Below are 21078 nucleotides of genomic sequence, written 5' to 3' on the forward strand. Positions count from 1 at the left end.
ATGCATTCATACGAAGTTTTTATTGTTGAAGATGATATTAGAATAGCTGAAATTAACCGGAGATTTGTTGAGAAACTAGATGGCTTTACTGTCTGTGGAATAGCTTTAAATCAAGAAGATGCAAAAGAACAAATATCTATTCTACATCCAGATTTAATAATATTGGATATCTATTTTCCAGATATGAACGGTTTAGATCTTTTACGGTGGATAAGAAGCGAATTCAGAGGTATTGAAGTTATTATGGTGACAGCCGCTACTGAAGCAGAAACGTTAACTTACGCATTAAATGATGGGGTATTCGATTATATAGTTAAACCAGTTGTCTTCCAAAGATTTAAACAGACACTGATGGACTTTAAAAAATATAAATCTTCTATTTATCAATTGTCGGGAACGAAAGAGATTAATCAAAGCATTATAGATTCAGTTATTAAAAAAGATAAAACAGATATCGATAGTCCCGTACTTCCCAAAGGAATAGACCGAATAACTCTTGATAAAATTTTAACGATTTTAACAAATGAAATAGATGGCTATACTGCTGAGGATCTTGGTCAACTGGTTGGTGTTAGCCGAACTACAGCAAGACGCTATCTAGAATTTTTAGTTACAGAAAATAAAGTTTCTGCAGACACTTCATATGGAGGGGTAGGACGACCGGAAAGAATTTATCAATATAATAAATAACTGTTGAACCGAAAAGATTTTTCGGTTTTTTTTTTGCATTTTAATGAAATTAAATTCACCAGCAAATGCTTAAAGGTACAATCTTCTATTCCATTTAAAATTTGTAAAATAAATCCTGTATCCAAAAATAAAAATTAGGATTATAATCTTCTAGGAATTATATTAATATTTTTTTGGGGGTCAGGGATGAAATACTTATTAACACTCATTTTGGTTATAAGCTTGAGCTTTGGTGCACTGCCAATGTCTGCGTTTGCTATTGAACCAAACGATCAAAAGTTTGAAGCATTTGTAAAGAAAATAGGTTGGGAAAAGCAAGATTATATTGATTATTTAACTAGTAAAGAATGGACGCTGGACGATTTTGAATCTGTCGATGAGTTAGGTACTCCATTAACCGAAGAATCTATTCTGCCAGTATTAGCAAAGTATGAGTTAACTCGAGCAGAACTAAATGCACTACTTGTTGAAAATGGTGATATTGAAAAAGGACAAGACGTGCTAGATTCTTGGTATACGTTTTCTGAAGAACTTGATTCTTCAGTTGATTTTTATTTGAATGACATGGAAGGTACGCCTATTAATGCTGAAAATCTTCAGCAGTTGCTTGAAGACTATGATTTTCAGTCAAAAGAAGCACTTGAAAAGTTTTTAAATGATAATGATGATTCCATTGATAATTATGAATTTATTGAAGACCTGGATTTAACAGTTGATTATTATAAAAACGGTGCAGATTATGAAGATGAACTAACAAATCTATTCACTGATATCGGATTAACCGATGATGAACTTGAAAAACTATTTGCTCATTTTGAAACATTGAATTGGGAAGATCCTGCTTTTGTTGACAATGTGGTGTCGCTTAGTGACAAGATGATGTCATTTGAAGATTTTGAAACGGCAGATGAGCTTTCATCGGAACAAGTAGCTGATTTATTTAGTATCCTTAATGAAATGCATCAGCTTTTTCAAATCGAGACAAAGTTTTACCTTGTAGATGGTAAAGGTCAAAAAGAGTCGCTTTCCATTGAAGCTTTAATGAAAATGGACTCAACAAACGGCAAAGATTTAGTAATGGAGATCTACAATAACAAAGGTGAGCTGCTTGCTGATTTAAAAGTGACAGCTGCAATGCTTGGTTCTGAAGTTATTCAAGATACTGGTAAAGATTTAGAGAAAGCAGAGAAAATCATTACTACTGCACCAGTTGCTGCAATAAAAGCAAAACCTCCTGTAAAAACAGTAAAGGGTGGTAAGCTTCCTACAACGGCAACGAATCACGCTGCATACACATTAATCGGGCTTTCATTACTGCTTGCGGGAATTTTAATGTTTAGACGCTTTCGTGTAAAAGGAATTTAAATTAATGAAGCATACAGACAAAAAAAGAAGCAAAACACAAGTTACTCTTCTTACGTTTTCTGTACTTCTCATTCTTTCTGGCGTATGGTTCAGCGGGACGAATGCCTATAAATTCATTAAAGGCTATTTACTTTTCAAAACAAGTGAGGCTTATGCCGATAATCATGAAAAAGCATTCGTTGAAAGGGATCATAAATCGACTTCAAAAAAGACGAACGAACCATTTTATCCTATACGGCCGAAACAAGGTGAAAACATTGGTAATCTTTTCATACCAAAATTAGAGGCTAAACTGCCAATTTTTCACGGAACGGACGAAGAAGAGCTGGATAAAGGGGTAGGTCATTTCTCAAGAAGTGTATTGCCAGGAGAAAAGGACAATTCCGTATTATCAGGTCATAGGGATTCTGTTTTCAGAAGGTTAGGAGACGTTGGCAAGGGAGATCTGTTAGTCGTTGAAACGAGTGCAGGCAAGTTTACTTATAAAGTAAGAAATGTACGAATAGTGGACAAGGATGATCGAACTGTGATTGTGCCTAAGCCTCGCGCAACATTAACCGTATCAACTTGCTATCCTTTTCATTTTATTGGTGCTGCACCGCAAAGATATATTCTTGTAGCTAATTTAGTTTCACAGGAATTGACAAAGTAATATGTGATAAAGTAAAGCAGCTGATGAACATTCAGCTGTTTTTTTGCTTTGTTTTTTTAGTAAACTTTGTTGCTATTGAATATAGTTAATGTCCGCTCTTTGGACTCGCTTTCCGCAGGATATGGGATGAGCTCTGCGTCACAAGAAAACGCCATCATCGCTCTAATTCAATGTTCAAAGAGGAACTTTTTCAAAAGCGGGAAGGTACACTTTTAAGTGAAACGTCTAATGTGGCAAACCATCTGCACCGTAGAAAACGAGCAACCTGAAACGGAAATCAGCCCCTTTCAAAACGCATCAATGAATACGGAAAAAGACTTTTCTAAGAGACTTCATTGACAAGGCTGGCGGGTGAGACACTTATATGTGAAACGTACGAATGTGGCTCACCGTCTGCCCCGCGGAAAGCGAGCAACCTGAAACGGAAATCAGCTCCTTTCAAAATGCATCATTGAACACGAAAAAAGCCTTTAGTAAAGAGAATTTTGCTTAATTAGTTTAAAACTCTTTCAAAAAAGGAATGTGTACAAAATAATGTTGGAACGTTTAAATCGTATTCAATGTAAACAAACTTAGAATAATCAACTAGAAAGCAGGAGATGCAGCAATGAAAAAGGGTCTAGTGGTCATACTTGTTAGTGTATGTATCCTATTATTAGGAATATTTGCTTGGTCTAAAACGCTCAATATTCCCTCAGCATTTGCAACTGTAATTGACATCGGCTGGTCAAAAATCACATCAATGAACGAGAAGGATGTTGAAGCAGCTGCACTTGGAGACTCTTTAGCGTATGGATTGGGTGATGAAGAAGATCATGGTTACATAGGGGATGTCAAACAAAGATACGAATCATCTGCAAAAACAACGATGGTCGTAAAAGATTATGGTGTACCAAATGCTACAAGTACTGACTTACTACAAAAGTTAAACAACGAACAAATCAGAAGCTCCGCAATAAGTTCAGATATCATCTTCATTAATATTGGAACAAATGACTTTTTAAAAAGCACGAACCACATGACAAAATTTAATGAAAAAGAATTAAAAGTAAATCAGAAAATTTATATGAAAAATTTAAATGAAATCCTGAAGATATTGCAGGATCAGAAGAATCCAAAAACCATCTATATTTTAGGAATTTACAATCCTAAAGTAAAATGGGCTGATATGGGCAAAGTAAATCAAACGATAAACAGTTGGAATCAATCTACTATTCGTGTGACGAAATCGCATAAAAATACAGCTTATATTAGAACCGATGATCTCTTCATTCATAAAGACAAACAAAAATACTTTTCAGATAAACTTCATCCGAATAAAAAAGGGTATGCACTAATTGGGAAACGAGTATTTAACACGGTAAATCAAAAAAGCAAATAATTCCATTGACTCTTATTTCATTTATTGTTATTCTACTTATCGTTGTGAAAAATTTGATACAAATCCTCACATTAATCTCGGTGAGGTAGAGGTTGCGCTAATTAAGAGTAGACTGTTGGAGGCAAGTGGTGCCATTGATAACAGGCTGAAAGGAATTAGTGCCGAAATGATTTATGATCCACTATTATAAATCATTGGGGCTGCATTGAATAAATGCAGAACTGTCGCAGGATAATTCTTGCGTTGAGCTATCAGGGATTAATAAGAGGCTATTTATAAAACACTTATGGTCTTTTCCATAGGTGTTTTTTTGTATGTTTAGGGGGAGAGATTTTACATCATGAAGAACACAGGATGGAGTTTTTGGTTACTAACGGCTTTTGTCGTAGGAAATATGGTTGGTTCTGGGATATTTATGCTTCCAAGCACATTGGCTCAAACAGCCAGCCCTTTAGGAGTAACAGCAGCTTGGTTAGTTACAGGATTTGGCGTTTTGATGATTGCCCTTGTCTTTGGATCATTGTCTATTAGACGTCCTGATTTAACAGCAGGACCTCAAAGTTATGCAAGAGCATTATTTTCGAATCCAAAAGCAGGGAATGTAGCGGGATTCAGCATGGTATGGGGTTATTGGGTTGCAAACTGGATAAGCAACGTTGCCATAATCACAAGCTTTGCAGGGTATTTATCAACATTTTTCCCAATTATGAAAAGCAATAAAATCGTCGCAAATGTATTAACTCAGCCGATCGAACTCGGTAAACTAGTTACTTTCATTGTTTGTACAGCATTACTTTGGTTTACTCATTTCATTCTTGTAAAAAGCATGAATGTGGCAGGTAAACTTAACTTTATTGCTACAGCTTCAAAAGTAATAGGATTTATGCTCTTTATTGCAGCCGCTCTCTTTGCTATTGAATCAACATTGCTCGCAAATGGTTACTTTGAAGTGGTGGATAGCCAGGGGGTTGCACATGGATTGGGTAGCCAGGTTAAAATGGGTGCCATCGCCACTCTTTGGGCTTTTGTAGGTATTGAATCGGCGGTAGTATTATCAGGGAGAGCGGCTTCACAAAGGGATGTTAAGAAGGCTACAATCGTCGGGCTTCTTATTGCACTAAGTATTTACATGATTACAACGATTTTAACGATGAATGTACTTCCTAGAGAAGTGCTTATGGCATCAGATAAACCGTTTGTTGATGTATTATCAGCTTTAATTGGACATACAGGTGCATCGTTAATGGGTCTTCTCGCTGTAATCTCACTGTTCGGCTCAACGATCGGATGGATTTTACTAAGCTCAGAAGTACCTTATCAAGCAGCTAAGTCAGGTGTTTTTCCTGCTTTCTTTGGAAAAGCGAATAAAAACGGCAGTCCTGTCAATGCGTTATCTGTTACAAACATCATGTCACAGATCTTTATATTCTCAACGATATCAGGAACAATCAGTGAAGCCTATATGTTCTTAACGACTTCTGCTACATTGGCTTATCTTATTCCATATTTGATCTCGGCTATTTACTTCTTAAAGCTAGTAATAAAAGGAGAAACATACGATTTGATGCAAGGATCGAGAGTCAGAGATGGACTTATTGCGATGTTTGCCATGATTTATTCGGTTTGGGTAATCATTTCAGGAACTGCTGATATTAAAACGTTCTCTTTAGGAATGGGTTTATTTTTATTCGGATTTATTGTTTATCCGTTATTTAATCGTTTTACAGCTAAATAATCTTACTGGAAGAAAGCCTCATCAATATGAGGTTTTCTTTTTTTTCCTTATACAGTATAATGTGACATAACTTCATAAGCTCGTATAATCGCAGGGATATGGCCTGCAAGTTTCTACCAGACCCCCGTTAAGGGTCTGACTACGAGTGACGCAAATTTTCATTTCTGATCACCTTTAATAGTAGGGTGTATTAGACTATTTTTCATTCCGTTTATGTTAACCGGAGGATTGCTTCACTCTAAAGAGAGAAGCTTCCTCCGGTTTTTTGTTTACTAAAGGCTCTTTTCTAAAAGATTGTTGCTACAGAGATATATTGAAAAGTTCTTCATTGAACAGTTAATTGGAGCGAAAGGGCGAGACTCCTGCAGGATGAGTGGGACAGGTGAGACCATTCCATGTCGCAAGGCGACGAATGGGCTCACCGCACACCCTGCGGAAAGCGAGTCCATAGAGCGTAAATTAACCCCATTCAAAAGCAACAAAGTTTACCAAAAAGCCTTATAAAAATCAATAAGAGGTGGTACCCATGAACTTTTTAGAAAAGAAGATATGTGAAGAAGGAATTGTATTATCTTCAACTGTACTAAAAGTGGATTCCTTTTTAAATCATCAAATTGATCCAAGATTCATGAAAGAAATAGGAAGTGAATTTGCTGATCGATTTAAGTCTTCCAATATCGATAAAATATTAACGATTGAATCTTCTGGTATTGCTCCCGCTGTATTTGCTGGGTTAGACATGGATGTACCTGTTTTGTTTGCAAGAAAAAGAAAGTCACTGACACTTAATGAAGGCTTAATCACAGCAAGTGTTTATTCCTATACAAAACAAGAACAAAATGAAATCTCGGTATCTACGAAATGGCTGAATCCCGGTGAACGTATTCTCATTATTGATGACTTTTTAGCTCATGGGGAAGCGGCTTTAGGGCTCGCACAGCTAGTACAAAAGGCAGAAGCCCATGTTTGCGGCTTTGGAATCGTCATCGAAAAGTCATTTCAAGCGGGTCGTCAAAAGCTGGAAAATCAAGGATACCGTGTAGAATCAATCGCAAGAATACGAGAGATGAGTCCGAAAGGCATTTCATTCTGGAAAGAAGAAAGTGAGGTAAAGTCGTCATGAAAAAAACAAAAACATTTTCACTTGGCATACAGCATGTTCTTGCTATGTATGCTGGAGCAGTCATCGTTCCTTTAATCGTAGGAGGAGCCTTAAAACTATCACCTGATCAACTTGCCTATTTAGTTGCGATCGATCTTTTAACGTGCGGAATAGCTACCTTGCTGCAAGTTTGGAAGAATCAATTTTTCGGAGTTGGACTTCCTGTCGTTCTCGGATGTACATTTACAGCTGTCGGACCAATGATCGCAATCGGCGGCCAGTATGGAATCAGTGCTATTTATGGATCAATTATTGCAGCGGGATTGTTTGTTGTCGTATTCGCTGGTGCTTTCGGTAAAATCTTAAAGCTGTTTCCGCCAATCGTTACAGGTTCTGTCGTCACAATAATAGGTATCACATTAATTCCTGTGGCTATTAAAGACATGGCAGGCGGTGCGGGAAGTTCAGATTTCGGATCAGCACAAAATCTCTTTCTTTCATTCGGAGTTTTAACTTTTATATTAATTACTTATCGCTTTTCTAAAGGTTTTATTCGTTCTGTTTCTATCTTACTAGGCTTAATCGCAGGTACAATAGTAGCCTCATTTATAGGGTTAATTGACTTTGCATCGGTAAAGGAAGCTTCATGGGTCCATATGCCAAAACCATTTTATTTCGGAATGCCGACCTTTGAATTTAGCGCTATTTTAACGATGATTCTTGTAGCCATTGTTAGTCTTATTGAATCTACAGGTGTATTTATGGCACTTGGTAAAATTTGTGATCGGGATCTAACGCCTAAAGATTTAACAAAAGGGTATCGCGGTGAGGGTATTGCCATTATACTTGGAGGAATCTTTAATGCTTTCCCTTATACGACGTATTCACAAAATGTTGGACTTGTTCAGCTTTCTGGAGTGAAAACAAAACAAGTCATCTATGTAGCCGGTGGAATGCTGGTATTCCTCGGATTAATGCCAAAAGTTGCTGCTTTAACAACTCTCATTCCAACACCAGTCATGGGCGGTGCTATGGTAGCCATGTTTGGAATGGTGTTTGCATCAGGCATCAAAATGCTGAGCGAAGTGAACTTAGCAAAACAAGAAAACCTTCTCATCATTGCTTGTTCAGTAGGAATGGGACTTGGGGTAACAGTAGAACCTGAGCTTTTCAGCAAACTCCCAGATGGTATCCAGATCCTAACAGAGAACGGTATTGTTTCAGGGAGCTTAATGGCTATCATTTTGAACTTGTTATTCAACGGAAAAGGAATATCTCTAAAATTACCCGCTTATTCAAGAAAAGGTAATGAACCCGTAAAGACTAATTAAAGAGTACAAATCGAACGCCGCCTAATAGCCTTCTTGGGTGCGTTCTTTTTTATTGACTCTTTAAAGCGTTTTCATTATATTCGGATTATATCGAAATCTACATAACTCGTATTTTTTTGCTAGATAATCGAAACGTTTCTACGAATTGGGTATAAGAGATTACCAAGTATTAATAAGGGAGGACATACGGTGAATATACAGTTAACTGAAAAAGAAAGAAAGACAAAACAATTAAATCCTGAAACGCTAGAAATCGCTGTAGAGCAAGTTAAAGCGAATGGATATATCATTTTTGATAAAGTTATTACAGAGGAAAAAATCACTCATATTCGAAATGAATTTGACCCGTTGTTTGATGAATATATTAAGAAAAATGGATATAACACTGGAACAAATCGTGCCCAAATGTTTTTGCCATTTACAGATCCGTTTATTGACGAAGATGTAATATGTCATCCAATTGCTACAGCTGTTATTGATAAACTCCTTGGTCCTGGCAATCACTGTAATTACTTTGCATCTGACACTCCAATGCCCGGGGCGGATTATCAGAATGCACATTGCGATATCATGCCACTTTTCCCAGAATTAGCCGTACCATTGCCGGTTTTCAGTCTTGTAATGAATATACCTTTAGTCGATGTAACGGAAGCAAATGGACCACTTGAAATATGGCCAGGAGGGACACACCATAATCCGGATCAGTCTAATCATGATACTTTGGACAATTCCGTTAATCCACATATGCATATTGTTAGAGCAGCAGAACATATGCATTCGGAAAAAGTATTCATGTCAGCAGGTTCAATCTTAATTCGTGATATACGGATGTGGCATAGAGGTACTCCTAATCGATCTGATTATAGACGAACGAATCTCGCGATGATTTTCAACAGAAGCTGGTATGGAGCAGGATCGAGCATTCAAATCCCGAAAGAAACATATGATGAATTGCCTGCAAAAGCAAAAGAATTATATCGTATGGAGAAAATAGGATTTCCCCCAAAAATGCCTTGGGAATAAAACAGGAATTGTGTTAATAAAAAAGGCGCACCAGGTTGAAGATTTGGTACGCCTTAATTATATTTATTTATACTTTCTATTTGTTCGCTAATTTCTTTTCGCTTCTTAGAACAGTAATAAAACCATCCAATATATCATGACTAACAGCAAATCCTTTGCGCTGATAAAACTCTAACGCGTTGTCATTGCCATTTGAGACAAAGATAAAATAATCTTCAACGTCATCAAATTGTTTCAGCCACTCCATAGACATGTTGAAAAGGGTAGAACCAACCCCATATTTTCTGTACTCTTCCTTTATATAAAATTGAGAAAGACAGCCTACGTTATTTTTACTCACAGACGATAAATCAAAGAAGACAGCAAATTCATTTGAATAGGTTTCTTTAGGAGAGATGTTGGAATAAACATAGCCTACAATTTTATCATTATCTTTAACTACCACAATATAGTTCTCTATCGCTTTGTTTACTGAAGGGACCATCCTTGTGTCAAAATTCATGCTATCAAACAGTTCCGGTGTTATGTATGCTTTAGACTTTTGGAATGACATTAGTTCATTACATGCATCTCTGCACAATTCAATTTTGTCTTCAGGTATCATTTCGTATTTCAATTCCATTCCTTTCACTCCTTTTTAAGTGGGAATATAAGCATTTGTTCATGTTACAAATGTTCAGATAACTACGATATAATTTTAATACATATTGGAAGTAACACAAGTATGCAGTTTTTTATGAGTAAGTCAGGAAAAACTGATTAAAGGAGTATTTTGAATATGAATGAAGAACCGAGATATAAAAGGAAAGAAGATTGTCCATTAACTTATGCTTTTGCGTTAATAGGAGGCAAGTGGAGGCTGCCTATTATATGGGCTTTATGGAAAAATGAAAAACTGCGCTATAACGAATTAAAACGCAGTGTGGACGGAATTACAAATATGGTTCTATCTCATACATTAAAAGAAATGGAAAGTTACGGACTTGTAGTTCGTAAACAATACATGGAGATTCCGCCAAGAGTGGAATACTCATTAACAGAAGCAGGAAAAGACTTAGTTCCTTCCTTAGAATCACTGGCAAAATGGGGAAAGGCTATGCAAAATAAATAACATTACTTAAGACCAAAACGAATGACATAAAAGTGATGTCTTAAAACCTGGAAAAACAAGATTTAGAACCTAAGTCCATACAATTTTGTCATTAATAATTGATAAAAATGTATGGTCTTTTTAAGTTATTGACAAGTAAAAGTTGTCTTTATGAGTATTGATCAAACTGATAGTTATGTATGTAAAGTACTTATTCAACAATTGGGCCATTTAATGGAGTACAGGGCAGGAATATTTGCGGTGAAGTCGAAGATGTTTTTATCGAATAGCAACTACGGTTTTTTTGTTAATCAGGAATTTGAAACTTCGTTAATTCGATTACACTTAAGGAGATAAAACTATGGAAAAAAATAATTTACTAAGAATGGACAATGTCAGCATCGTTGTAGAATCCCTTGACAACGCAATCTCTTTTTTCGAGGAGATTGGCTTGAAACTCGAAGGGCGAGCCACTGTTGAAGGTGAATGGGCAGGTCGTGTTACCGGATTGGGTTCTCAGTGCGTAGAGATTGCTATGATGGTAACCCCAGATGGCCACAGCCGACTTGAACTTTCTCGATTTCTCACCCCACCTGCTATAGCTGATCACCGTACTGCACCGGTAAATGCCCTCGGTTATTTGCGTGTCATGTTCACCGTTGAAGACATTGACGAAATGTTATCCAGACTCACTAAGCATGGTGCTCAGCTAGTTGGTGAAGTGGTTCAGTACGAGGACTCGTATCGGCTCTGCTACATTCGTGGAACCGAAGGACTTCTAATCGGTTTGGCGGAACAACTAGGTAACAAATAAGTAAAGGATTGTAAGGATCCCTTGTGGAATGGATTTTAAAATAAGAAAAAAAAGGAGAAAATAGTATGTGTCGAAACATTAGAACATTATTTAATTTCGACCCCCCAGCTACCGATGAAGAGATTCATGCAGCAGCTATTCAGTACATTAGAAAGATAACGGGCTATAACAAACCCTCAAAGACAAACGAGGATGCGTTTAATCTCGCAGTCAATGAAGTAGCAAGGATTACTAAGAATTTATTTGACACAATGGAAACCAGTGCAGATCCTCGCAATCGAGAAGTCGAAGCTGAGCGTGCTCGTGTCAGATCAGCAAAAAGGTTTGGTACAAGTTAGCGAGGAATAACATTTAATAACGAGTTATTCAACAATCGAGTGCATTTCTTTAAAAAGAAATAGCACTCTTTATTATTATGGAAGAAGGGTAGTTGATTTGAATAGTAGCAAAAGAAAATCCCTCATCTTTGTTAACATAATATTTATTCTCGGCAGCTATGTGAAATAAGATGAAAGTTGTCTCATAATAAAAGATTACTTAAGATAGTGAGACGAAATGAAAAAATTTCTATTTCATTGAAATTTAATGTTTCTTACATCATTTTTCTCCACTAAAAATTCTTGTTAAATTCAACTTTTTTAAACTCCGCTGATTTAGTATGAAAAATTTTAATTATATTTGGTGGTATTGCCTCTTTCAGTCTTCATGGCTGGGTATGGGCTATTATGGCTATGTACATATCTGGCATTTTATATATGGTCGTTGTTCGGACTAAAAAATCCAAATAAAAATGATTCGATTTGCTAAAAAAATCGCTAATGGAATGATTAAACCCGATCCCTTCATTAGCGTTTTGATTGTATCCAGATCCTTTGTTTTTATTGTTAATATTTAAACATTGTGATATATTAAAATTATTAAAATGTAAATTATTGTAACTTGGCTTCAGCGAGGAATAACTCTTATTCCTCGCTCTTTTACTAAACTGATATATTTAGACGTGTGTCAGGAGGTGCAAGATGGATAATAATTATCAAACGAATGTTAAACATATGCCACTGCCTTATTTTGAGGTTGATGAAAAATTAAATGTATTAGCGCGTTCGGACAAGTCTGTGGAACTATTTAATCAAATAAATAACTTCTTGGATATCGTTGATTTAGAAAGCAGAGAAAAAGCGGTAAAATTCCTTTCTAAACCATACGGTAAAGAAATCGAATTAGTTCTTACAACTGCTCATTCTCCCTATTCGTTATTTAGCTGCTCAATTTGCTGGAATGAAGGTATTGGATACCTATTATGTGTAGAACAGACCGAAAAAATAAAGGAGCTTGAAGACAGAATTGAAAAACAGTGCAACCGTTTAGCTGAGACCAATTACGAACTTCTTACCCAAAAAGAACACCTTGAACAATCATTGAAAAGAATACTCGAGTTGTCTGCCAACTTTATTAAATTATCTGAATCTGTAGGTCTAGTCCCTTTAACCGGAGAACTCCATCCAGATTTATTTGAAGAAAACCATATCACACTTACTAATATTGCACATGAAGGCAGGATTTCTGTAATGTTTTTTGATTTTTGCAGTGTTGATAAACTTTCTGAGGATGGAATAAATGCTTTCTCACAACTTATCCATAGTCTTAGTCTAATTGGAGTTACCTGTTATGTTATTGGGCTAAAAGCAGAGCATGCTTTCTATTTAAAAAATAAGAACCTCAACCAAAACACCTACTTTATGCGAAACCTGGATGAAATTATTCAAATTGATCATGAATATTATCCGCCCAAAAACTCAATTTTATTGAATTAAACTACTTCGTTAAATTCATTTTTTGGAGGCTTTCTCATGAACATACCTATTTTAAAAGTGAATGGTTATCTGCTGGTATCTCTTCAAGAAACATTGGATGATCCGTCAGCCATTAAGCTTCAAGAAGACTTACTCCATAAAATTCAGTCAGATAACACCACAGAGGTGGTTATTGATTTATCTTTCATACATTTATTAAATTCTTTAATTGCTAAAGTTCTAATAGACATCATTTATATGTCATATCTTATGGGAGCTGAAGTAATTCTAACTAGGGTTCAGCCTTCAGTTGTTATTTCGCTTAACGAATTAGGAATTTCCATGGGAAACTTTTCTTCATCGCCAGATATGGAACAAAGGTTGGATTCATTGAAATGGATTAACGGAAGAATCCACCATTAATAGTAAATCTAAGTTAATCATTATTTGCTGATTTTATACAGAAATGCCCCAATCTTACCTATTATGTCTTTTGGCTCATCTCGGTTTGGTACGTTTTTGCTAAGAACTGTAACCGTGAAAGTACAGTCAGGCATATAAAACAAACCAGCATTGTGTTCGATTCCTGGCACATATCCTGTTTTATGTGCCAGTTCCCAAATCGGAATCGTTCCGATTAATCCATTTGACTCGGGAAGCAGTCTCGGCAATAAATCATTCATTTTCTGTTGTTTCATGATTTCAATCATTTTTCGGCATGCATTTATAGAAATAATTTTGCCGTGTGCGATTTCTTTTAAAAATTGATTGATTTCTTTTGGGGTTATACTATTTGATTCATCAAGCCTTCTAGTTATGGATGGCAAAACCTGAAGTTTATGACAAAGCTTGCTTTGTTTAAATCCCCATCCGTTCATATACATTTGAACATTTTCCAAGCCGACTAAATCGATTAATAGATTCGTTGCCGTATTATCACTTTCGATTATCATTAAAACAATCAGATCATGAACAGACCATTCTTTACCTGGAACAAGGTTTTTTAAGATTCCGTCACCTAAAACGATGTCTTCTTCACGTACTGTAATCTTTTCAGATAAAGAACGTTTTCCTTCAGCTACTTGAGCGAAAACTGCTGCCATTATTGGAATTTTAATGATGCTCGCGGCATAAAACTCTTCATTTGGAAGATGAACAAATTCTTCTTCTGATTCAAAATGGTAGATGGATACACCGTACACCCCGCTTCCGGCAGCAATTAAATCCAATAGTGCTTGCTTGTTTTCTTTGAGCATTACCCGCTCCCCTTCTTTCTTTATATACTTGTCATTTATACCTATAGTTTAAATCAATTTAAATAAATAGTCGCATTTACAATATCGTATTAAAAAAATAGACTGAGAGCGTTAGAGGTTAAGTGAGATGGAAGACTTAAACAAAAAGGAGCGAGAATCTTGAAAAAGCAGATATGTATTGTTGGCAGTGGTACAGCAGGATTGCAGCTTGCTTATGCACTTAAAGAGGATTTTGAAGTCACCGTTTTTCACGCTAATTCATCAGAAAAAATGCGCAGCGGGCGGATCAAGTCTACTCAAGTTCATTTTGGCTCTACGAGAACACGGGAAAATCGCTTTCAAATGCCAAAATGGGATGATCACGACCCTATTAAAAGTATTCATGTGACAATTGGTGACCAAAAGCTTTTTACTGGTATGTTAAAAGAAGATGCATTATCTGTTGATCAGCGATTTTATTTTTCACAATGTACGGAAGATTTAAAGAGCAAAAATGTTTCTTTTCATGAAGAGAAAATTGAAAAGGGACTTTTAGAAGCTTTAGTTAAAGAGTATGATTTGGTGATAGATTGCACCGGTAAATCTGGTCCTCTCTTCTCTTTTCCAATTGAAGAAGAATTTACTCCCTTTAGAGTACCTCAGAGAAAATGTATCGTTGGTTATTTTTTAGGAATTCAGCCAAATCATCCTTTAGGGGTTAGTGTAACTGTTCTTCCTGAAATCGGTGAAATGTTCGAAATTCCTGCAGTAACAGAACAAGGTCCAGTAACTATTTTGTTTATTATGGCCGTACCTGACAAAGAATTAGATCTCTTTAAAGGGATTAAAGATGCGGACGAATTTACGACCAAGATGAAAAGCACCGCGAAAAACTATTTCCCTGCTATCCACGAACGAATCGACGCTCAAAATTTTTCTCTATCTGATGAAAATGCCTTTCTTCAAGTTGCAATAAAGCCTGAGATTCGAAAGCCGTTTGAAATGTTTAATGAGAAACTTGTAGTAGGCTGCGGTGATAGTGTTTTTCTAAACGACCCAATTACTGGTCAAGGCTGCAATCTCGCTTCTTATTGTGCAGAACAGCTCTATGAAACATTAATTGAATTCAAGCATTTGAAATGGGATGAGAAATTAGGTAGAAGCTACTGGAATCGGATTAAGCCTCATGTAAAAGAAGTTACTGAATGGACAAACGCGATGACTCAGCCTCTTCCACAGCATGTAATTCAAACCTTATTGGCCGGAGCAGAGGATCAAACAAAGGCAGATCAAATAGCAGAATGGTTTGCTGATCCTCAAATGGCCCATGAAGCTTTTTTCGAGAAAAGCAGCATTTAGCTTATCACTAATCAATGGTATCGGTATAGTCGATTGGTTGATGGTTCGTGGTTATATCACATAAAAATGTGGAATCAACATTTTCCATCCTTTATATTAGACACAAAAAGAGGCTTCTCCCTAAGGGTAAGCCTCTTTTCCCTCTTATTAACTCAATACATTGAAATATCGAGCTTCTGGATGTGAGAATACGATAGCAGAAACGGATGCTTCTGGTTCCATCATACAGCCATCTGTGAGCTGTATTCCGATGTGCTCTGGCTGAATTAACTTAAATAGCTTTTGCTGATCTTCTAGTTCTGGACAAGCTGGATAACCAAAAGAAAAACGCTGTCCTTGATATCGTGCAGAAAAACGCTCTCTCATTGTAAAATCAACGGAATCCGGGAATCCCCATCGATCTCTCATTTGCTGATGAACAAGTTCAGCAAACCCTTCTGCTGTTTCAAGTGCTAATGCTTGGAGCGCATGACTTTCTAAGAAACGTCCTTCTTGCTTTAATTCTTGTGCAAGTTCACGTATCCCAGTACCTGCCGTTACAGAAAAGAACCCTACATAATCCATTTCCCCGCTATCCTTTGACTTCAGATAGTCAGCTATACATAAATACGGTTCTTTCGTTTGACGGGGAAAATCAAATCGTTCAATTATCGTTTTTTGATCTGCTGGGTCATAGATGATGACACTCTCATCATCTGATTGCGCCGGAAAAAACTGATACATAGCAGATGGATTGATTAAGTCTTTTTCTTTCGCTTCTTTTAAAAGGTTATCGACTAGTGACTTAATCTCCCATGTTTTTTCATCTTTTTCGTCTAGTAAACGTGAAATTTTGCCTTTAATCCCCAGATGATGTCCTAACAGCATCTGTAAATTGATATAAGGCTGTATATGGGATAATGAATAGTTTCGTAAAATGTGCCTTTTCGTATCCTGTGGAATGTATACAGGTGCCGTTTGTGATACTTTTGATCGGACTTTAACAGCAGTTGCGGTAGCTGTGCTGCTTGCAGAAACACCGGTATCTAAGGCGATTGACATTTTCTTTTCGTTTTGTTCAATCGTTAGTCTTTCACAATCTTCAGGTGTTTGTAATTGATTGGCAAGCGAAAGTCCTTCCATTGCATCTTTTGCGTATAAGACCATTCCTTCGTATTCCTTTGAAATCTTAGTATCTGTAAATTTTCTGGATAATGCAGCTCCTCCTACTAATATAGGAGTTGAGATGTCTGCCTCCCGCATATCATTTGCCGTTAATACCATTTGCTGAGCAGATTTCACGAGTAGTCCTGACAATCCAATGATATCTGGTTTGTTCTTTTTAACTGCTTCAATCAGTTCCAAAGGAGTAACTTTAATACCTAAATCGACCACTTGAAATCCGTTGTTGCTTAATATGATATCCACTAAGTTTTTACCGATATCATGGACGTCCCCTTTTACCGTAGCAAGCAACACCTTTCCTTTTGAGGAGGATGCGTCATTAATCTCCATATGAGGTTCTAAATGAGCTACCGATGCTTTCATGACTTCTGCACTTTGAAGCACTTCTGCAACAATAAGCTGATTATCATTAAATAATCGGCCAACTTCTTTCATACCATCCATAAGTGGTCCGTTAATGATCTTAAGCGGTGTCTCGTACTGCTTTAACGCCATTTCTAAATCAGGGATTAATCCTTCCTTCGTTCCTTCTAAAATATAATATTGAAGTCTTTCTTCCAGTGTCATGTTAGGAAGCTGTGACTTGGTTTCCTTCTTTTTGCCGCGATAAAATTCTGTAAAAATAGCAAGTGATTCTTCTGTTGTATTGAAAAGCAGTTCCTCAGCCATCGAAATTTCATCTTTTGAAATGGAAGCATAACGTTCTAATTTTTCGGTGTTCACGATCGCATAATCTAAGCCGGCTTGTGTACAGTGGTATAAATAGACGGCATTTAAAATTTCACGTCCAACAGGCGGGAGTCCAAATGACACGTTACTAACTCCTAATATCGTTAAGGACTTAGGAAACTTTTCTTTGATGATTCGGATGCCTTCTACTGTTGCATTTGCCGACCCGATGTATTGTTCATCACCTGTTCCCACTGGAAATACGAGTGGATCAAAAATAATATCTGATGGGGAAACGTGATATTTGTTTACTAACAAATCATAAGATCGTTCTGCAATTTCCAATTTACGCTCTGCTGAAACACCCATTCCTTTTTCATCAATGGTCCCAACAACCACAGCTGCCCCGTACTTATGAAGTAGCGGGATCACTTTTTCCAAGCGTTCTTCTCCGTCTTCTAAGTTTATTGAATTGATGATTGCCTTCCCTTGAGAGTATTTTAATGCGATTTCCAATACTTCTTCATCTGTTGAGTCTATGACAAAAGGAATCTTTACTTTTTTCACCACTTCCTTCATGAATTTTTCCATATCTTCTTTTTCATCACGATCGGGATCAGCTAAACAAACATCTAATACATGAGCACCGCCTTTTACTTGAGCTCTTGCTACTTCTGCGGCTTCCTCAAACTTCTGCTCTGCGATTAATCGTTTAAACTTTCGTGAACCAATTACATTAGTACGCTCTCCAACCATTATGGGACGCAGCGTAGGATCATCATAAATAAAAGGTTCGATGCCGGACACCATGTGTGTTTCATTGATTTGTCTTTCACGCGGTGCGTACTGTTTCATTGCTTTTGATAAAGCTTCTATATGTGCGGGTGTCGTACCGCAGCAGCCGCCAACGATGTTCAGCCAGCCTTTTTCAGCAAAACCGGATAATTTCTTTGCCAAAGTTTCAGCCGTCTCGTGATAATTCCCTTCTTCGTCTGGCAGCCCTGCATTTGGATAACAGCTTACCGCTGTCGTTGCCAGATCGGAAAGGGAGCGGATATGGTCTTGCATGAATTCCGGTCCTGTCGCACAATTCAAGCCAACTGCAATTGGATTCATATGTTTAAGAGAAATATAAAATGCCTCTATATTTTGACCAGCAAGAGTAGTTCCCATCGGTTCAATCGTACCGGAAATCATTAATGGGAGCCGTTTTTTACGGGTTGAGAACGCTTGTTCGATACCAAGAAAACCCGCTTTTACATTAAGCATATCTTGGCTCGTTTCTAATAATAGAAGATCAGCTCCTCCATCGATTAGTCCAAGCGCTTGTTCAGCATACGCATCTCTTAAAATATCAAAAGTTGTTCCACCCGTTACACTTAAAGTTTTAGTAGTTGGGCCTAAAGAGCCTGCAACAAACCGAGGCCATTCCTCAGTTGACACTTGATCCGCTGCTTTTTTAGCGAGTTCTGCTCCAATTTTATTGATTTCATAGGCACTAGTACCTAAATCATATTCATCTAGTACGAGATTCGTCCCGCCGAATGTGTTGGTCTCAATGATATCTGCTCCGGCTTTTAAATACGTTAAATGGATAGATTCAATTACTGAAGGTGATGTGATATTTAAAAATTCATTACACCCGTCATATTCTTCACCGCCAAAGTCATCGACTGTCAGCTCGGCTTGCTGAAGCATCGTTCCCATCGCGCCATCCATGATTAAGATTTTCTTTTTTAGCTGTTGTTCAAATAATTCATTAGGCATTCTGAGACCTCCTGACGAGTTGATAAGGACTGTGAGTTCGTGCATAATTTGCTAGTTCGACTGTTAATTCATAACGGATGAATGGGGTAATTAGATAAATCCCGTTAAACAATTCCATAGCGGTATCCAATAAAGATTTGGCAATCAATAAACCTTCCTCTGACGCATTTTTAGGATCATTCTTGAATTTAGCCATACGCTCTCTTACTGAATCGGAAAGTTTGATGCCAGGTACTTCATGGTGAAGGAACTCGGCATTCTGACTGCTGATTAGCGGCATAATCCCCATATATATAGGCTTATCAATATGCTTAACGGCTTCATATACGTTGATGAGCTGCTCTTCTGAAAAGACGGGCTGGCTAATAAAATAATCTGCTCCACATTCTATTTTTTTCTCTAACCTTTCAACTGCTTTATCAATATGCCTTACATTGGGATTAAAAGCCGCTCCGACTGAGAATGCAGTCTTTTCACCTAGCTCTTTCCCTGATAACGAGACACCTTCATTAAATTGTTTGATGAGCTTAATCAAATCAAATGATGTTACATCATAAACAGATGATGCACCCGGAAAATCACCAACTTTTGTAGGATCACCTGTCACTGCAAGAATTTCATTAATTCCTTGTGTGTGAAGCCCCATCAAATGTGACTGTAATCCGATTAAATTCCTGTCTCTGCATGTAACATGAACGAGCGGCCGCAGGTTTACCTGTGATTGAACAATCGACCCGAGCGCTGAATTACATATTCTTGGTGAAGCAAGTGAGTTATCCGCAAGCGTAAGTGCATCAATACCTGCATTTTTAAGTGCATTCGCCCCTTCTAAAAAACGAGTTGTATTTAATTTTCTAGGTGGATCTAACTCAACAATGATTGATTGCCGTTTTTTCACCTGTTCATGCAGCGGAGTAATTTTTGGTCTTGCAGGTGATGACGAAGGTTGAACGACGATTTTTTTATGTTTTTTCAATATTTCCTTTTCATTGATCGGTTCAGCATTCTTCAGTTCTTCAGAGAAAGCCCGTATGTGAGCAGGAGTCGTACCACAGCATCCGCCAAGTAATCGAATACCTTGATCCCTGAAAGAACGGGCACATTCTTTAAAATATTCAGCATCGCTTTCATATTGCAGTTTCCCATCATTATAAGAAGGAAGACTTGCATTTGGGTAGGCAGACAAGTATGCGTTTTCGGGGATCGGTACCTCTTCAAGTGTTTTCAGCATATGATAAGGACCGAGCCGGCAGTTAAGACCTACAATATCAGCTCCAGTTGCTTCTAATTTCGCAAGGGCTTCTGTGATAGGAGTACGATCCTGCATAATTCCTACTTCCTGCAGAGATACCTGGGAGATGATCGGTAAATTTGTTTCTTTTCTAGCTATTTCTAAAACCGTTTTCAATTCTTCTAGATCGTAGTATGTTTCTAGTAAAATACCATCTACATCCTCCATTAAGAGACAATATAACTGTTCCCTGAAGCTGCGTTTCACTTCCTCTATTGGTATTCTATTTGGTTTAATACCGCGGATCCCGCCTATGGTTCCCACGACATATTCATTATTTTTTGTAGCCTTTCTAGCTAACCTGACAGCTGCACTGTTTATTTCTTTTACGGAGTCTTGCAGTCCGTAACGTTCGAGTTTCGAGTAGTTCGCTGCATACGTGTTCGTTTGAATGATATTTGCGCCGGCATCAATATAAGCACGATGGATATTAAGAATTTGATCAGACTGTGAGAGGTTGAGTTCTTCATAACAGAAGTCTGTTCCATAGGAATACAATAGCGTACCCATTGCGCCGTCACCGATTAATATTTTGTTTTGTTTTAAATCTGTTAAAATACCCATCTTATGCCCCCTCATAAAGAAAACTTAGCTGATGCAAAACGGTTTGCATCAGC

Annotated in this window: 18 protein-coding genes, 1 pseudogene and 2 riboswitches; of the genes and pseudogenes, 15 read left to right on the forward strand and 4 right to left on the reverse strand. The window is 37.3% G+C overall.

Annotation, left to right across the window (positions count from 1 at the left end; translation table 11 throughout):
• The 8 genes from J2X07_RS06795 (at position 1) to J2X07_RS06830 (ending at position 9279) form a co-directional block, all read left to right on the forward strand.
• Positions 1-690: a response regulator gene (locus J2X07_RS06795; protein WP_310257710.1), complete on the forward strand. Its 690-nt coding sequence runs from the start codon at positions 1-3 to the stop codon at positions 688-690.
• Positions 691-876: 186 nt separating this feature from the next.
• Positions 877-2055, forward strand: a complete 1179-nt coding sequence (locus J2X07_RS06800; RefSeq protein ID WP_310257711.1) for a processed acidic surface protein — start codon at positions 877-879, stop codon at positions 2053-2055.
• A 4-nt stretch (positions 2056-2059) separates the two neighbouring features.
• A complete protein-coding gene (locus J2X07_RS06805; RefSeq protein WP_310257712.1) occupies positions 2060-2707 on the forward strand; it encodes a class D sortase in 648 nt (215 codons plus the stop codon).
• Positions 2708-3314: 607 nt separating this feature from the next.
• A complete protein-coding gene (locus J2X07_RS06810) occupies positions 3315-4088 on the forward strand; it encodes a GDSL-type esterase/lipase family protein (RefSeq protein WP_310257713.1) in 774 nt (257 codons plus the stop codon).
• 78 nt (positions 4089-4166) lie between these two features.
• A riboswitch (Lysine riboswitch) is annotated at positions 4167-4347 on the forward strand.
• Positions 4348-4428: 81 nt separating this feature from the next.
• A complete protein-coding gene (locus J2X07_RS06815; RefSeq protein WP_310257714.1) occupies positions 4429-5823 on the forward strand; it encodes an amino acid permease in 1395 nt (464 codons plus the stop codon).
• A gap of 60 nt (positions 5824-5883) precedes the next feature.
• A riboswitch (purine riboswitch) is annotated at positions 5884-5985 on the forward strand.
• 364 nt (positions 5986-6349) lie between these two features.
• The gene (locus J2X07_RS06820; protein ID WP_310257715.1) at positions 6350-6946 is read left to right on the forward strand and encodes a xanthine phosphoribosyltransferase; all 597 of its coding nucleotides are present in this window, start codon (positions 6350-6352) and stop codon (positions 6944-6946) included.
• Positions 6943-8256: a nucleobase:cation symporter-2 family protein gene (locus tag J2X07_RS06825; RefSeq protein ID WP_310257716.1), complete on the forward strand. Its 1314-nt coding sequence runs from the start codon at positions 6943-6945 to the stop codon at positions 8254-8256. Before J2X07_RS06820 ends, J2X07_RS06825 begins: the two co-directional genes overlap by 4 nt.
• A gap of 189 nt (positions 8257-8445) precedes the next feature.
• Positions 8446-9279 carry a phytanoyl-CoA dioxygenase family protein gene (locus tag J2X07_RS06830; RefSeq protein WP_310257717.1) on the forward strand — a complete coding sequence of 278 codons (834 nt, stop codon included), beginning with the start codon at positions 8446-8448 and terminating at the stop codon, positions 9277-9279.
• Positions 9280-9355: 76 nt separating this feature from the next.
• Here the strand turns inward: J2X07_RS06830 and J2X07_RS06835 are convergent, their stop codons facing one another.
• Complete coding sequence (locus tag J2X07_RS06835; RefSeq protein ID WP_310257718.1) at positions 9356-9901, reverse strand: GNAT family N-acetyltransferase; 546 nt, start codon at positions 9899-9901, stop codon at positions 9356-9358.
• 156 nt (positions 9902-10057) lie between these two features.
• On the opposite strand from J2X07_RS06835, the gene J2X07_RS06840 reads away from it, so the two are divergent.
• From J2X07_RS06840 to J2X07_RS06865, 6 genes and pseudogenes are all read left to right on the forward strand, one after another.
• Positions 10058-10390, forward strand: a complete 333-nt coding sequence (locus J2X07_RS06840; RefSeq protein WP_310257719.1) for a winged helix-turn-helix transcriptional regulator — start codon at positions 10058-10060, stop codon at positions 10388-10390.
• A 340-nt stretch (positions 10391-10730) separates the two neighbouring features.
• Positions 10731-11183, forward strand: coding sequence for a VOC family protein (locus tag J2X07_RS06845; protein WP_310257720.1), 453 nt, complete (start codon positions 10731-10733; stop codon positions 11181-11183).
• Between the two features lie 65 nt (positions 11184-11248).
• Positions 11249-11521, forward strand: a complete 273-nt coding sequence (locus tag J2X07_RS06850; protein WP_310257721.1) for a DUF2277 domain-containing protein — start codon at positions 11249-11251, stop codon at positions 11519-11521.
• 339 nt (positions 11522-11860) lie between these two features.
• A pseudogene (locus J2X07_RS06855) lies at positions 11861-11990 on the forward strand (YeeE/YedE family protein); the annotation flags it as partial.
• Between the two features lie 212 nt (positions 11991-12202).
• On the forward strand, positions 12203-12997 hold the full coding sequence (locus tag J2X07_RS06860; protein ID WP_310257722.1) for a hypothetical protein: 795 nt from the start codon (positions 12203-12205) through the stop codon (positions 12995-12997).
• Positions 12998-13033: 36 nt separating this feature from the next.
• Positions 13034-13399 (forward strand): STAS domain-containing protein, encoded by a 366-nt coding sequence (locus J2X07_RS06865; protein WP_310257723.1) that lies wholly within the window; start codon positions 13034-13036, stop codon positions 13397-13399.
• A gap of 20 nt (positions 13400-13419) precedes the next feature.
• Here J2X07_RS06865 and J2X07_RS06870 read toward each other — a convergent pair whose 3' ends face one another.
• Entirely contained in the window at positions 13420-14232 is an 813-nt protein-coding gene (locus J2X07_RS06870) for a serine hydrolase (RefSeq protein WP_310257724.1), read from the reverse strand.
• 159 nt (positions 14233-14391) lie between these two features.
• Between J2X07_RS06870 and J2X07_RS06875 the strand changes: the two genes are divergently transcribed.
• Positions 14392-15570: a styrene monooxygenase/indole monooxygenase family protein gene (locus J2X07_RS06875; protein ID WP_310257725.1), complete on the forward strand. Its 1179-nt coding sequence runs from the start codon at positions 14392-14394 to the stop codon at positions 15568-15570.
• 147 nt (positions 15571-15717) lie between these two features.
• On the opposite strand, the gene metH is transcribed toward J2X07_RS06875, so the two are convergent.
• Entirely contained in the window at positions 15718-19170 is a 3453-nt protein-coding gene (metH, locus tag J2X07_RS06880; RefSeq protein WP_310257726.1) for a methionine synthase, read from the reverse strand.
• A complete protein-coding gene (locus tag J2X07_RS06885; RefSeq protein ID WP_310257727.1) occupies positions 19163-21025 on the reverse strand; it encodes a bifunctional homocysteine S-methyltransferase/methylenetetrahydrofolate reductase in 1863 nt (620 codons plus the stop codon). Before J2X07_RS06885 ends, metH begins: the two co-directional genes overlap by 8 nt.
• Positions 21026-21078 lie beyond the last annotated feature (53 nt).

Origin of the sequence: Fictibacillus barbaricus, assembly GCF_031457135.1 — a bacterium.
GTDB lineage: Bacteria > Bacillota > Bacilli > Bacillales > Fictibacillaceae > Fictibacillus > Fictibacillus barbaricus_A.

What these genes read in the sequence shown, in the direction of transcription:
- J2X07_RS06795 (WP_310257710.1), top strand. Translation starts at nt 1, where the DNA reads ATGCATTCATACGAAGTTTTTATTGTTGAAGATGATATTAGAATAGCT.
- J2X07_RS06800 (WP_310257711.1), top strand. Translation starts at nt 877, where the DNA reads ATGAAATACTTATTAACACTCATTTTGGTTATAAGCTTGAGCTTTGGT.
- J2X07_RS06805 (WP_310257712.1), top strand. Translation starts at nt 2,060, where the DNA reads ATGAAGCATACAGACAAAAAAAGAAGCAAAACACAAGTTACTCTTCTT.
- J2X07_RS06810 (WP_310257713.1), top strand. Translation starts at nt 3,315, where the DNA reads ATGAAAAAGGGTCTAGTGGTCATACTTGTTAGTGTATGTATCCTATTA.
- J2X07_RS06815 (WP_310257714.1), top strand. Translation starts at nt 4,429, where the DNA reads ATGAAGAACACAGGATGGAGTTTTTGGTTACTAACGGCTTTTGTCGTA.
- J2X07_RS06820 (WP_310257715.1), top strand. Translation starts at nt 6,350, where the DNA reads ATGAACTTTTTAGAAAAGAAGATATGTGAAGAAGGAATTGTATTATCT.
- J2X07_RS06825 (WP_310257716.1), top strand. Translation starts at nt 6,943, where the DNA reads ATGAAAAAAACAAAAACATTTTCACTTGGCATACAGCATGTTCTTGCT.
- J2X07_RS06835 (WP_310257718.1), bottom strand. Translation starts at nt 9,901, where the DNA reads ATGGAATTGAAATACGAAATGATACCTGAAGACAAAATTGAATTGTGC.
- J2X07_RS06840 (WP_310257719.1), top strand. Translation starts at nt 10,058, where the DNA reads ATGAATGAAGAACCGAGATATAAAAGGAAAGAAGATTGTCCATTAACT.
- J2X07_RS06845 (WP_310257720.1), top strand. Translation starts at nt 10,731, where the DNA reads ATGGAAAAAAATAATTTACTAAGAATGGACAATGTCAGCATCGTTGTA.
- J2X07_RS06850 (WP_310257721.1), top strand. Translation starts at nt 11,249, where the DNA reads ATGTGTCGAAACATTAGAACATTATTTAATTTCGACCCCCCAGCTACC.
- J2X07_RS06860 (WP_310257722.1), top strand. Translation starts at nt 12,203, where the DNA reads ATGGATAATAATTATCAAACGAATGTTAAACATATGCCACTGCCTTAT.
- J2X07_RS06865 (WP_310257723.1), top strand. Translation starts at nt 13,034, where the DNA reads ATGAACATACCTATTTTAAAAGTGAATGGTTATCTGCTGGTATCTCTT.
- J2X07_RS06870 (WP_310257724.1), bottom strand. Translation starts at nt 14,232, where the DNA reads ATGCTCAAAGAAAACAAGCAAGCACTATTGGATTTAATTGCTGCCGGA.
- metH (WP_310257726.1), bottom strand. Translation starts at nt 19,170, where the DNA reads ATGCCTAATGAATTATTTGAACAACAGCTAAAAAAGAAAATCTTAATC.
- J2X07_RS06885 (WP_310257727.1), bottom strand. Translation starts at nt 21,025, where the DNA reads ATGGGTATTTTAACAGATTTAAAACAAAACAAAATATTAATCGGTGAC.